General features: G+C 65.3%; 16 protein-coding genes and 1 pseudogene. 13 read left to right on the top strand and 4 right to left on the bottom strand.

What is annotated here, in order from left to right; all coding sequences use genetic code 11:
* Positions 1-238 precede the first annotated feature (238 nt).
* Positions 239-523, bottom strand: a pseudogene (locus AB0L60_RS01420) (C-terminal helicase domain-containing protein); the annotation flags it as partial.
* A 6-nt stretch (positions 524-529) separates the two neighbouring features.
* Positions 530-712 carry a hypothetical protein gene (locus AB0L60_RS01415; RefSeq protein WP_364605594.1) on the bottom strand — a complete coding sequence of 61 codons (183 nt, stop codon included), beginning with the start codon at positions 710-712 and terminating at the stop codon, positions 530-532.
* 742 nt (positions 713-1,454) lie between these two features.
* On the opposite strand from AB0L60_RS01415, the gene rpsH reads away from it, so the two are divergent.
* The 9 genes from rpsH to map all read left to right on the top strand — a co-directional run bounded on the left by rpsH (position 1,455) and on the right by map (position 6,955).
* A complete protein-coding gene (rpsH, locus tag AB0L60_RS01410; RefSeq protein WP_364605592.1) occupies positions 1,455-1,853 on the top strand; it encodes a 30S ribosomal protein S8 in 399 nt (132 codons plus the stop codon).
* Positions 1,854-1,867: 14 nt separating this feature from the next.
* Positions 1,868-2,407 (top strand): 50S ribosomal protein L6, encoded by a 540-nt coding sequence (rplF, locus tag AB0L60_RS01405; RefSeq protein WP_354830514.1) that lies wholly within the window; start codon positions 1,868-1,870, stop codon positions 2,405-2,407.
* A gap of 3 nt (positions 2,408-2,410) precedes the next feature.
* Positions 2,411-2,818, top strand: coding sequence for a 50S ribosomal protein L18 (gene rplR / locus AB0L60_RS01400; protein ID WP_040855278.1), 408 nt, complete (start codon positions 2,411-2,413; stop codon positions 2,816-2,818).
* Positions 2,819-2,849: 31 nt separating this feature from the next.
* Positions 2,850-3,494: a 30S ribosomal protein S5 gene (gene rpsE, locus AB0L60_RS01395; protein ID WP_364605589.1), complete on the top strand. Its 645-nt coding sequence runs from the start codon at positions 2,850-2,852 to the stop codon at positions 3,492-3,494.
* 1 nt (position 3,495) lies between these two features.
* Positions 3,496-3,681 carry a 50S ribosomal protein L30 gene (gene rpmD / locus AB0L60_RS01390; RefSeq protein ID WP_364605587.1) on the top strand — a complete coding sequence of 62 codons (186 nt, stop codon included), beginning with the start codon at positions 3,496-3,498 and terminating at the stop codon, positions 3,679-3,681.
* Complete coding sequence (gene rplO / locus AB0L60_RS01385) at positions 3,678-4,121, top strand: 50S ribosomal protein L15 (protein ID WP_364605585.1); 444 nt, start codon at positions 3,678-3,680, stop codon at positions 4,119-4,121. Before rpmD ends, rplO begins: the two co-directional genes overlap by 4 nt.
* 168 nt (positions 4,122-4,289) lie before the next feature.
* Positions 4,290-5,612, top strand: coding sequence for a preprotein translocase subunit SecY (secY, locus tag AB0L60_RS01380; RefSeq protein WP_354830507.1), 1,323 nt, complete (start codon positions 4,290-4,292; stop codon positions 5,610-5,612).
* Positions 5,609-6,154, top strand: a complete 546-nt coding sequence (locus AB0L60_RS01375) for an adenylate kinase (protein ID WP_356996993.1) — start codon at positions 5,609-5,611, stop codon at positions 6,152-6,154. Before secY ends, AB0L60_RS01375 begins: the two co-directional genes overlap by 4 nt.
* A complete protein-coding gene (map, locus tag AB0L60_RS01370; protein ID WP_364605582.1) occupies positions 6,155-6,955 on the top strand; it encodes a type I methionyl aminopeptidase in 801 nt (266 codons plus the stop codon).
* 370 nt (positions 6,956-7,325) lie between these two features.
* On the opposite strand, the gene AB0L60_RS01365 is transcribed toward map, so the two are convergent.
* On the bottom strand, positions 7,326-7,922 hold the full coding sequence (locus AB0L60_RS01365; RefSeq protein WP_364605580.1) for an AAA family ATPase: 597 nt from the start codon (positions 7,920-7,922) through the stop codon (positions 7,326-7,328).
* A gap of 36 nt (positions 7,923-7,958) precedes the next feature.
* Positions 7,959-8,402: a D-aminoacyl-tRNA deacylase gene (gene dtd / locus AB0L60_RS01360; RefSeq protein ID WP_364605578.1), complete on the bottom strand. Its 444-nt coding sequence runs from the start codon at positions 8,400-8,402 to the stop codon at positions 7,959-7,961.
* 116 nt (positions 8,403-8,518) lie between these two features.
* Here dtd and AB0L60_RS01355 point away from each other — a divergent pair, with 116 nt between their 5' ends.
* The 4 genes from AB0L60_RS01355 (at position 8,519) to AB0L60_RS01340 (ending at position 12,212) form a co-directional block, all read left to right on the top strand.
* Complete coding sequence (locus AB0L60_RS01355; RefSeq protein ID WP_364605576.1) at positions 8,519-10,507, top strand: WXG100 family type VII secretion target; 1,989 nt, start codon at positions 8,519-8,521, stop codon at positions 10,505-10,507.
* Positions 10,504-11,292 carry an ESX secretion-associated protein EspG gene (locus AB0L60_RS01350; protein ID WP_364605574.1) on the top strand — a complete coding sequence of 263 codons (789 nt, stop codon included), beginning with the start codon at positions 10,504-10,506 and terminating at the stop codon, positions 11,290-11,292. The genes AB0L60_RS01355 and AB0L60_RS01350 overlap by 4 nt, the downstream gene beginning before the upstream one ends.
* 96 nt (positions 11,293-11,388) lie before the next feature.
* Positions 11,389-11,721 carry a hypothetical protein gene (locus tag AB0L60_RS01345; RefSeq protein ID WP_364605572.1) on the top strand — a complete coding sequence of 111 codons (333 nt, stop codon included), beginning with the start codon at positions 11,389-11,391 and terminating at the stop codon, positions 11,719-11,721.
* Positions 11,718-12,212 (top strand): YbaB/EbfC family nucleoid-associated protein, encoded by a 495-nt coding sequence (locus tag AB0L60_RS01340; RefSeq protein WP_364605570.1) that lies wholly within the window; start codon positions 11,718-11,720, stop codon positions 12,210-12,212. The genes AB0L60_RS01345 and AB0L60_RS01340 overlap by 4 nt, the downstream gene beginning before the upstream one ends.
* The last annotated feature ends 3 nt before the right edge of the window (positions 12,213-12,215 follow it).

The raw sequence follows: 12,215 nt of genomic DNA, 5'->3' as shown, positions 1-12,215 counted from the left end.
ATGCTATTGCGCTGGCCGGTTCGGGAAGAAGTTGCTGGCAGCGGTCGTTTCGCAGGTACATGCTGCGGATTCGAGCCAGCTGCGGGCATGGTCCGCGGCAGTGTTGACGGCTGGCAGCCTCGACGAGGTGTTCGGGTAGCGAGCGTTGCGATCCCCGCCGCTGGGCGCCTGCTCGGAGGTCCACAATGTGGACCTCGCAGCACGGTCCCTACGGGGCGACGCCGCCACCCCCTCGCCCCTAATCGAACAGCGCCCGGATGTCCTCCGCGCCCAGCGCGCCGCTGAAACCGCCGCCCTCATCCAGCACGCTATAGATCAGTGCGGCCTTGCGCGATTTGAGGCGCATCACCTTCTCCTCGATGGTGTCGCGCGCGATCAGCCTGTACACCATGACGTTTCGGGTCTGGCCGATGCGGTGGGTGCGGTCCACCGCCTGCGCCTCGGTGGCGGGATTCCACCAGGGGTCGAGCAGGAAGCAGTAGTCGGCCTCGGTGAGGTTCAGGCCGAAGCCGCCGGCCTTCAGGTCTGATCAGTCGTCGCGTACCGCCGGCCCTTTGCCGCGGATCGCGCCTTGCAGTTGCCGGGCCTCGGGCGCCCATTCGGCGGACAGCACCCGCCCCTGCTCGGCGTAGTTCAGTCCCCGCCAGAACGTGGTTTCGTCGAAATACTCTTCGAGGCTCAGATCCTCGACGACGAGCTTGTCCAATGACACGGGCGCAGGCTACTCCGTGAGACTCGACCCGGACGCGGCACCGTTCATGCCACCTGGCCCCGCACGTCGCCGGTATCGCACCGCTCATGGTGCGAGGAGAGCGAAAGCCTGACCGTCCCCGCCAAGTCGCGGCCAGGATATCGCCGCATCCAATCCTGTCAACGCCGCGGTGGGTCCGGTAAGACGCGGGGTTGTCCCAGACCGGTGGTAGACGTCGGGCCGTCTACCCCTATCGCGGGGGAGTCGAATCTCGCACCGGCGCAAAGGGTTCACACATGCAGTACACCCAGACCGACGGGCCCGCTCTGCTGCTGGGACACGGGTTCCGTCATCGGTGGTCACGTAGGGCACCGGCCCAACTCCCTTGTCGAGTAAATTCGGACGACTGGTTTCAAGTGCGACTCGCCGGTCGATGGGTCTGTCGCCGTGGTGCCGGACGGCGTCGGACAGGCCACCCGGTATAAAGCTCGGTGACTCGGTCGAAAGACGCCACGTGGTGCAGGTCACCGGCTTCGGATTCGGGCACCCCGATTTGGGGTGGACCAGGACGATTGCCTACACTGGTCCGGTTGCTTGGGCACCTGTGTGTCCGCAGGCGTCTGTCTGCGGCGTGTTCCGGGCGCAAGCGAATCATCCGGTCGGGCGTTCCCGGCTGGACCGCCCCGAATTGTCGTAGGCCCACGACCGCCGATCTCAGACGGTGCTGAATGGGAACCGCGGCAGGAAGGTACCGGTCAAACACATGACCATGACTGATCCGATCGCAGACTTTCTGACCCGTCTGCGCAACGCCAACTCGGCGTACCACGATCAGGTGAAGGCTCCGCACTCGAAGCTCAAGGCGAACATCGCCGAGATCCTCAAGCGTGAGGGCTACATCGCCGACTTCCGCACCGAAGATGCGACCGTCGGCAAGACCCTGATCGTCGACCTGAAGTACGGCCCGAGCCGTGAGCGTTCCCTGCAGGGTGTGCGCCGCGTGTCGAAGCCGGGCCTCCGGGTCTACGCGAAGTCCACCAACCTGCCCAAGGTGCTCGGCGGCCTGGGCGTGGCGATCATCTCCACGTCCTCGGGTCTGCTCACTGACCGTCAGGCCAAGCAGCAGGGCGTGGGCGGCGAAGTCCTCGCCTACGTCTGGTAAGGGAGGTAGGAACAATGTCGCGTATCGGTAAGAAGCCGATCCCGGTTCCCGCCGGCGTCGAGGTGACCATCGACGGCCAGAACATCACGGTGAAGGGTTCCAAGGGCACCCTCTCGCACGTGATCGCCGAGCCGATCACCGTCGCCAAGGCCGAGTCCGGTGAGCTGGAGGTGGTTCGTCCCAACGACGAGCGCCAGAACCGCTCCCTGCACGGTCTGACCCGCACCCTGATCAGCAACATGATCGTGGGTGTGACGCAGGGCTACGAGAAGAAGATGGAAATCTTCGGCGTCGGTTACCGCGTGCAGGCCAAGGGCTCGAACCTCGAGTTCGCCCTGGGCTACAGCCACCCGGTTCCGGTCGACGCGCCCGAGGGCATCACCTTCGCGGTGGAGTCCCCGACCAAGTTCTCGGTGTCCGGCATCGACAAGCAGAAGGTCGGCCAGATCGCCGCGGTGATCCACGGCCTGCGTAAGCCCGATCCGTACAAGGGCAAGGGCATCCGCTACGCCGGCGAGGTCGTTCGCCGCAAGGTCGGAAAGACGGGTAAGTAAGCCATGGCACAAACCGAAAAGCAGAAGGCCGCTCGCAAGCCGATCGGCAAGGACGCATCGACCGCGCGCCGCCTGTCCAAGACGCGTCGTCACTTCCGTCTGCGCAAGAAGGTCGTCGGCACCACCGCGCGTCCGCGCCTGGTGGTCAACCGCTCCTCGCGCCACATCCACGCCCAGCTGATCGACGACTCCGCCGGCAAGACCATTGCCGCCGCGTCGACCATCGAGGCCGATGTGCGCGCTCTCGAGGGTGACAAGTCCGCCAAGGGCGCCAAGGTCGGCGAGCTGATCGCCGCCCGCGCCAAGGCTGCCGGTGTCGAGGCGGTCGTGTTCGACCGTGGTGGTCACGACTACCACGGCCGTATCGCGGCTCTCGCTGACGCCGCCCGTGAAGGTGGGCTGAAGTTCTGATGATCAACACTGCGAACGGAAGGAACGTCTGATGCCGGGACGTCAGCGGCGCGACGGCGGAAACGGTCCCGCCGGACAGAATGGTGGCAGCGACAACCGCGATCAGCGTGGTGGCGGTCGCGACCGCCGCGGCGGTGGCGACCGTCGCGACAATGCCGCCGAGAAGAACCAGCTCGAGCGCGTCGTCGCGATCAACCGCGTCTCGAAGGTCGTGAAGGGTGGTCGTCGCTTCAGCTTCACCGCCCTCGTGATCGTCGGTGACGGCAACGGTCTCGTCGGCGTCGGCTACGGCAAGGCCAAGGAAGTTCCCGCGGCCATCCAGAAGGGTGTCGAAGAGGCTCGCAAGAACTTCTTCCGCGTTCCGATGATCGGCTCCACCGTCACCCACCCGGTTCAGGGTGAGGCGGCCGCCGGTGTCGTCATGCTGCGTCCGGCTTCGCCCGGTACCGGTGTGATCGCCGGTGGCGCGTGCCGTGCCGTGCTCGAATGTGCCGGTATCCATGATGTTCTGGCCAAGTCGCTCGGTAGCGACAACGCCATCAACGTTGTGCATGCCACCGTTGCTGCCCTCAAGATGCTGCAGCGTCCCGAAGAGGTTGCCGCGCGCCGCGGTCTGCCGATCGAGGACGTGGCTCCGGCGGGCATGCTGCGTGCGCGTGCGGGACAGGGAGCCTGATATGGCACAGCTGAAAGTCACCCAGATCAAGTCCAGCATCGGCGCCAAGGCGAACCAGCGGGAGTCGCTGCGCACCCTCGGGCTGCGCGGTATCCGCCAGACCGTGGTGCGCGAGGACAACTCGCAGAACCGCGGCCTGATCAACGTCGTGCGCCACCTCGTTGTTGTTGAGGAGGTTTCCGCATGACCATCAAGTTGCACCACCTGCGTCCTGCCCCCGGTGCCAAGACCGAGAAGACCCGTGTGGGTCGCGGTGAAGGCTCGAAGGGCAAGACCGCGGGCCGCGGTACCAAGGGTACGAAGGCTCGCAAGAATGTCCCGGTCCGCTTCGAGGGCGGTCAGATGCCGATTCACATGCGTCTGCCCAAGCTCAAGGGCTTCACCAACCCGTTCCGCACCGAGTACCAGGTCGTGAACGTCGGTGACATCGCCCGCGTGTTCCCCGAGGGCGGCACCATCGGCAAGGCCGAGCTGGTCTCCAACGGCCTCGTTCGCAAGAACGAGCTCGTGAAGGTGCTCGGCGAGGGCGAAATCGCTGTGGCCGTTCAGGTCTCGGCCGACAAGTTCTCCGGCTCCGCCAAGGAGAAGATCACTGCGGCGGGTGGCACTGCCACCGAGCTGGCCTGACGGTAACCTGAAATAGCAATGGCACCGGGCGAGTCGCGAGCTCGCCCGGTGCCGCTGTTAGAGTTCAAGTGTTGTCTGCCAACACCGTCATGGTTCTCGGCGTTTTTCGGCTAAACCAGCCCATCGCTGAATCCGTGGCCTGACCCATGTCGTTAGCCAGGAGGATCTGTGCTTTCCGCCTTCGTGTCGGCTTTCCGGACCCCGGACTTACGGCGGAAGATTCTCTTCACGCTGGGACTGATCGCGCTCTACCGGCTCGGTGCGTCGCTGCCATCGCCGGGCGTCAGTTACAAGAACGTTCAAGAATGCATCAACCTGGTCAACGGCGGCAATGACGCCGGTATCTACCAGCTGATCAACCTCTTCTCCGGCGGCGCGTTGCTGCAGCTGTCCGTGTTCGCGATCGGCATCATGCCGTACATCACGGCGAGCATCATCATCCAGCTGCTGACGGTCGTCATCCCGCGGTTCGAGGAACTGCGCAAAGAAGGCCAGTCGGGTCAGAACAAGATGACCCAGTACACGCGGTATCTGTCGATCGCGCTGGCCGTGCTGCAGTCGACCGGTCTGGTCGCGCTCGCCTCCCGCGGTCAGCTGCTGCGCGGCTGCCAGAAGGACATCCTGGACGACACCTCGATCTTCGGCATGATCATCATCGTGCTGGTCATGACCGCGGGCGCGGCCCTGGTCATGTGGTTCGGCGAGCAGATCACCGAGCGCGGCATCGGTAACGGTATGTCGCTGTTGATCTTTGCCGGTATCGCGGCGCGAGTTCCGTCGCAGGGCAAGCAGATCTACGACAGCCGTGGCCTGCTCACCACCATTCTGGTCGGTTTCGCCGCATTCGTGGTCATCGTCGGCGTCATCTTCGTCGAGCAGGGCCAGCGCCGGATTCCGGTGCAGTACGCCAAGCGCGTGGTCGGCCGGAAGATGTATGGCGGGTCCTCGACCTATCTGCCGTTGAAGGTGAACCAGGCGGGTGTCATCCCGGTCATCTTCGCCTCCTCGCTGCTGTATCTGCCGAACCTGTTGGCGCAGTTGACCCAGAAGAGTTCCGGTAACCCTGCCAAGTGGCAGGAGCTGATCCAGAAGTACCTGGTCAACCCGAGTAACCCGGTCTACGTGGCGATCTACTTCGCCCTGATCGTGTTCTTCACCTACTTCTATGTCGCGATCACCTTCAATCCGGAGGAGCGCGCGGACGAGATGAAGAAGTTCGGCGGCTTCATTCCCGGCTACCGCCCGGGCAGGCCGACCGCCGATTACCTGAACTTCGTCCTGAGCCGGATCACCCTGCCCGGCTCGCTCTACCTCGGCGCTGTTGCGGTGCTCCCGAACCTGCTGCTGGGCATCGGCTCGGGAGGTGGCGGCGTGTCCAGCCTGCCGTTCGGTGGTACCTCCGTGCTGATCATTGTGAGCGTCGGCCTCGATACCGTGAAACAGATCGAGAGCCAGTTGATGAACCGAAACTACGAAGGGTTCCTGAAGTGAGACTCGTACTGCTCGGACCGCCCGGTGCCGGTAAAGGCACCCAGGCCGAACTGTTGTCGGAAAAGCTCGGTGTTCCGCACATCTCCACCGGGAACCTCTTCCGCACGAATATCGCGGAGCAGACTCCGCTGGGCCGCGAGGCGCAGCAGTACCTGGACGCCGGCAACCTGGTCCCGTCGGACGTGACCAACCGCATGGTCGAGGCGCGCATCGCCGAGCCGGACGCGGTCAACGGCTTCATCCTGGACGGCTACCCGCGCACCGTGGATCAGGCCGAGGCGCTGGAGAAGATGCTCAAGGAGGCCGGCAAGGAGCTCGACGCCGTCATCTCCTTCGTGGTCGACGAGGACGTGGTGGTCGAGCGCATGCTGGCCCGCGGCCGCGGCGACGACACCGAAGAGGTCATCCGCAACCGCATGCGTGTCTACCGCGAGGAGACCGAGCCGCTGCTGGAGCACTACGACGGCCAGGTCGTCTCGGTCGAGGGTGTCGGCGATGTCGCCGAGGTCAACGAGCGGGCGCTGAAGGCCCTGGGTCGCTGAATGGTCTTCGGCCGCAAGAGCAAGCGGGTGGTGCCCTTCCGGACCGCCGGTGAACTGGACGCCATGGCGGCGGCCGGCGCTATCGTCGGCCGCGCGCTGGTGGCGGTGCGAGCCGCCGCCAAGCCCGGCGTCTCCACCTGGGAACTGGACGAGGTGGCCGAGCAGGTCATCCGGGAGGCCGGGGCGGTCCCGTCGTTCAAGGGCTACCACGGTTTCCCGGGTTCCATCTGCTCGTCGGTGAACGACCGAGTGGTGCACGGCATCCCGTCCAAGGACGAGATCCTCGTCGAGGGCGACCTGGTGTCCATCGACTGCGGCGCCATCCTCGAGGGCTGGCACGGCGATTCGGCGTGGACCTTCGGCGTCGGCACCATCATCGAGGCGGACCGCCTGCTCAGCGAGGCGACCCGGCTCTCGATGGAGGCCGGCATCGCCGCCATGGTCCCGGGTAACCGGCTCTCGGACGTCTCGCACGCCATCGAGCAGGGCACCTACGCCGCCGAGAAGTTGCACGACCGCAAGTACGGCATCGTCTCCGGGTACGGCGGCCACGCCATCGGCCGTGAAATGCACATGGACCCGTTCCTGCCCAACGAGGGCGCACCCGGCAAGGGCCCCGAACTCCGTGTCGGCTCCGTCCTCGCCATCGAGCCCATGCTCACCCTCGGCACCACGGAAACCCATGAGCTGGACGACAACTGGACCGTCGTCACCGACGACGGCACCCGAGCCGCCCACTGGGAGCACACGGTCGCGGTCACCGAAAACGGCCCGCGCATCCTGACCCTGCGCCCGGAGTAGGCTCCGCACAACAATTTCCGCACCCGCTTCAGCCCCCGGCTGAGGCGGGTGCGGTCGTTTCCGGCCCATGCGAGTCGGTGATACCGGGTATGCGGGATTCTCGCTGTTCGCATGCCCGCACCGCTCGTAGCGTCGACCGTATGAGCAACACGGGCAACCGAGAAATCATCCGGGCCGTCTTCGAGCAGCTGGCTCTGGGCAACGGTTGCGCCCTGACCGACGCGATGGCCGACGAATGCCGCTGGACCTTTCCCGGATCGTGGTCCTGGTCGGGCACCCGGGGTCCGAAAACCGCTGTGGTGCAAGGTCTCCTGCGTCCTCTCATGGGCCCGTTCGCCGACGGCTACCCTAGGTCCGCCGACAGCGGGATTCAGGACAGTCGAATATGCCTGACCCCCACCAGGATCCGCCGTAGGTCGGTGCGGAGTCTGCCGTCGGTGTTAGGGGCCAGGGTAAGGCCGGAGGCGGCAGCGATGTGGTCGGCGACCTCACGCAGCGAGAGCTCGTCGGTGTGGATGTGGTCGGCGAATTCCGGTCGAGCCAGGGCATTCAGGCAATGATCCACCCGGTCGATGGCGAAGCTCTCGTGCCGCAGCCCGCGCGCCCGTTCCCGCAGCCGCCGCACTACCGTCTCCGGACGCGCCATGAGCGCGAAATGCCGTACGTCGTGACCCTTTTCGCGCAGCCGCCCGACTGTTTCGGCGAAGTAGACGGGCTCGACCACTGTCATCGGCGCGATCACCGGCCCGCCGTGCTTGCTCAACACCAGATCGAATGTCTCGAAGACGCCCTGTCGCCAGGCCGGTAGATCCTGGAAGTCGGGTCGAAACTCCTTGGGGATAACCCGATGCAGCCCGAACCCGACCTCCTCGGGATCGCAGACCACACTTCCGGGCAACCGACGATGCAGCTCGTACGCGGTGTGCGTCTTCCCTCCGCCGAAGGGCCCATTGATCCACAGCAGCATGCCCGCCACCCTAGCCGCGGGGGTTGTTGTCCCAGGTCAGCCTTCGAGCAGGATGGTGACGGGTCCGTCGTTGACGAGCTCGACATGCATGTGCGCCCCGAACCGCCCAGTGGCGACAGTCGCCCCGAGCTTGCGCAGGGTGCTCGCGAAGGTATCCACCAGCGGTTCAGCGACCGGCCCGGGCGCGGCCGCATTCCAGGAGGGGCGGCGGCCCTTGGCGGTGTCGGCGTAGAGAGTGAATTGGCTAATTACCAGTATGGGTGCGGACAGGTCGGCGGCCGAGCGCTCACCGTCCAGAATTCGTAGCCGGAAGAGTTTGTCCGCCAGTGCTTTCGCGGTGGCCTCGGTATCGGTGTGGGTCACCCCGACCAGCGCGACCAGCCCCTGAGGCGCGCCGTGCGCGGCCGGGTCGATGCTCCCGACCACCTCGCCGTCCACCGTCACCCGCGCCGAACTCACCCGCTGCACCAGTATCCGCACGGCAACCATCCTCGCAGAGCGACCCTGAATTTCCTTGCGCGCCATGGCGGGTTCACGAAAGTAGGCTGTGCTGGCATCTAAAGCTCAAACACCAGGCGGAGCGACAGTAGTTAGCGATGGCACCTGACAACAAGAAGCAAGTGTGGGGCACGGACCTGCGGACTCAGATCGACGGGCACACGTTGCAGTTCGAGCCCGAGGCCGCGAAGACCGGGATGAACAAGAGCGCCGACATGATTCAGGCGATGCTCGCGTACAAGCAGGCGGTGAGCGACCTTCAGCTCAACGCGCTTCCGCAGATCGGTTCGGAGTTGGCCGGCAAGGACCTGGCGGAGGGCCTGTCTCGGCGCGGCACCGAGTTGCAGACGATCTTCGGCCAGCATGTCGACATCCTCACCGGAATGATGGACACGTTCCAGGCCGCCGGAGAGGCATACCGGTACGCGGACGATGTCTCGAAAGAGCAGCTGGACAAGGTCGCGGGCACCATCAAGGGACTGGGTGACATCAAGGTTCCGACCACGGCGTCGAACGAGGGACTCGCGCCGCAGAAGGGCTACCGGCTGGGCATGCTGGACGACCACCCGGATGACGACTTCCCCGATGGTCTGAAGGACTGGAGGGACAAGCACAACAAGGACGCGGCCTTCCACGACGACGTCTTCTGCAATTGGCGCAATGGCCAGCAGATGCAGTGGGAAGACCTCATCAAACTGGGCAACACCATCAATCCCGACCCGTATGTCTGGGCGAGCCAGGACTACAAGACGATCGCGGACAAGGTCAAGGGCCGGGTCCAGACCTTCGTCGGCGAGATCGAAGCGCTCGGCAACAGCTGGAAGGGGACCGGTAGCCAGGCGGCGCGCGAGGCGGTCCGCAAGTACGCCACGGACATTCAACCGCTCCTCGATCAGATGGGCACGATGAGCCAGCTGCTGGACTACACCAGCAAATGGATGGCGTGGACCCGGTCGACCATGCCGAAGAAGGTCGAGGACAAGGCGTGCACCGACGACCTCGGCAACTACCGCCGCTACTACGAGCGGGACTACATGCATCCGGGCCAGAACACCCAGGCCTGCATACCGATCATGCCGACGCCGAAGATGGACGCGCCGAAGCCGCCGCCGACGCCCAAGGACGATCCGAAGAACGACCCCAAGGACGATCCGAAGAACGACCCCAAGAACGATCCGAAGAACGACCCCAGCAATACCGGCGGTGGCGGGGGGAGCAACGGCGGCGGTGGCGGGAGCAATGGAGGCGGCGGGGCGAACCAGCCCAAGGGCCAGACGCACCCGCAGAACCCTTACGACCAAAAGCACGACAAGACCGATCCGAACAAGACCGACCCCAACAAGAACCACCCGAGCCAGAATCAGAATCCGAACGGGACCAACCCGAACGGAACGAATCCGAACGGGACCAACCCGAACGGAACGAATCCGAATGGCTCCTACCCCAACGGAACGAATCCGAATGGCTCCTACCCCAACGGCTCCAATCCCAACGCGAGCTCGCCCAATGCCTCCACCGGTAGCTCGGGTAGTTCGGACATGTCGCAGATCACCAGCGCGCTCACGTCACTGCTCACCGGGATGACCACGGGCGTATCGACGCTGTCGCAACAGCTGCCGACCCTGTTGCAGCAGTTGCAGTCAGCCCTGCAGACCAGCGATACGTCCACGCTGGCCCACCTGTTCGGGGTGTCCGAGGACAAGGTGACAACGGCGTTCGCGGCGGTCGAGCAGGATCCGACGAAGCTGGCGCAGCTGGGCCAGCTGCTCGGCCTCACCACCGCGCCGGACACGCCGCAGCCCGCCGCCGGAGTGCCCGACGCGTCGCCGGCGGGTGCCGTGATCACCCCGGTCACCGCGAGGGCCACGGCCGCACCGTCGTTCACCAATTTGTTCGGCGGCACCGCTCTCGGCGGTGACCCCGCCCAGCCGGTGATCGCGGCGGGCGCTACGGACGGTGCCTCCGGCGGGGCCGTCGCCGGGGCCGAGTCGGTGGCCGGACCGGTGACCTTCGTGGAGGCGCTGGCACGGGACCTGGAACAGCGGCTCGAGCTCCCGGAGGCGGCGGTTCCGGTGGTGGAGCAGTGATTTGGGAGTTCACCGACGATGAGTTCAAGGTGCTGTGCAACCGCTACCTGGACGGGTGGATGCCGGTCCCGCTGGCGTACACCAGCCGCACGGAGCTTTACGACGATTACCAGCGTGAACTCGCAGCTCTGGAACCTCAACTGCAAGAGCGCATCAGCGCGGGTCTGAGCGCGGTGTTCGAGGTGGTGCGAGATCCGGAGGTGTTCGTGATCTCGTCGGCGTGGTGTGACAGCGATGTTGACAATCCGGACAAGCGAATTCGGGTGCACGGTGCGCAGCGCGGCCACCGTGCCGTGATGATCACCATGACGCCGGGTGAAACCATTTATCACAGCAGAGGTTTCACGGTGACCGAATGCGAGCCGTCGGAGCTGCCGGGGCTCATCGGCGCACAGTTGCCCACCGCGGACGCGGCCCGCGGACCCTCGGTGCCGATCGTGGTGGAGCCGCAGGAGCGAGATCCGTACGAGGTCAGGCAGTCGTTCGCCTTCGATTCCTTCGACGATTCGAACGATGCGCTGAGCCTGGCCTTTTGGAACCGGCCCGCCGAGTGGACCGGATTCGTCCGGGTGCTGCAGGGCCGGTCCATCTACGGTCCGCGCGGTGTCCTGGAGACGACCGTGTTGTGGCGCGATCTGCCCGGTGACGGGCGGTATGTCATCGACCTGGACGAGACCGAGATGCGGGCGGTGGGCATGAGCACGCAGCAGCTGGTGGATCACATTGCGGGGCGGGTGGAACGGGTGCTGCAGCATATGGAGGCGCGCGGGGAAGAACTGGTGTGACGGCTTCGGGTGGAGCCCAGGCTCCGCCCGAATCGGCACTCTCCGTTAATATTCCGGCTACTGACTGGTTGCCCTGGGCTGACAAGGTCAACTCTTATGAGCGGCAGTCGGCTGGAGTCCTACCATGATTTGCTGATCACGGCCTCGCGGAAGACCGGCGAGGTGCGAGACGGAATCCAGGGTGTCGTGGACGATTTGGAGTCCCGCAGCGCCGCGCTCGGGCAGCCGTGGGGCACCGACAGCCTGGGTAGCCAGTTCGCCAATGGTGCACAGGGATACCTGGCCAGCAAGAAGAACATTGTCGAGGGTGCCACGAACATGGCGGGCACCTTCGGGAATTTCTCGAAGGGGCAGCTTGATTCGGCGGCCGAGCTCGAGAAGACCGAGCAGGCCAATGCCGACGCGTTCAAAGGCCAGTCGCAGCAATGAGCAATGAGCAGGCCAAGGACGATCTCGCGACCATCCTCGACGGATTCGCCGAACAGATGCGCACCATCACCCGGCTGCAGCGCGAGCGCGCGGCGTTGACCGCCTCGGCGACGGCGCGCGGCAAGCGGGTCACCGTCACCGTGAACGCGGACGGCACGGTCATCGAGACCCGATTCGGTTCCGGCATCGAGGATCTCGACTATTCGGAAATCGCCAAAGCGGTTACGGAGGCTGCCCAGCAGGCCGCCGCCGAGGTCGCCCGGATGGGTCGCGATCTCATGGCTCCGGTGTCGCAGAACCGGAACCGACTGCCCAAGCTGGCCGATCTGGTGCCCGGAATGCCCGATCTCAGTAAGGAATTGGCGATTCCGGAGCCGCCGGTCGTCTCGACCGCGCCCCCGAAGTCCCCGGAACGGCTCGGCGGGTACCGGGAATCGACTACCGATACCGAGCAGCCGCGGCGAGGCGGAGCCACCGATTCCGGATGGTGATGC

This window comes from Nocardia sp. NPDC051981 (assembly GCF_040680715.1).
In the GTDB taxonomy this organism is placed as follows: Bacteria; Actinomycetota; Actinomycetes; order Mycobacteriales; family Mycobacteriaceae; genus Nocardia.
Note: the sequence above shows the minus strand (reverse complement) of the source record. Positions and strands in the feature narration are given on the sequence as shown.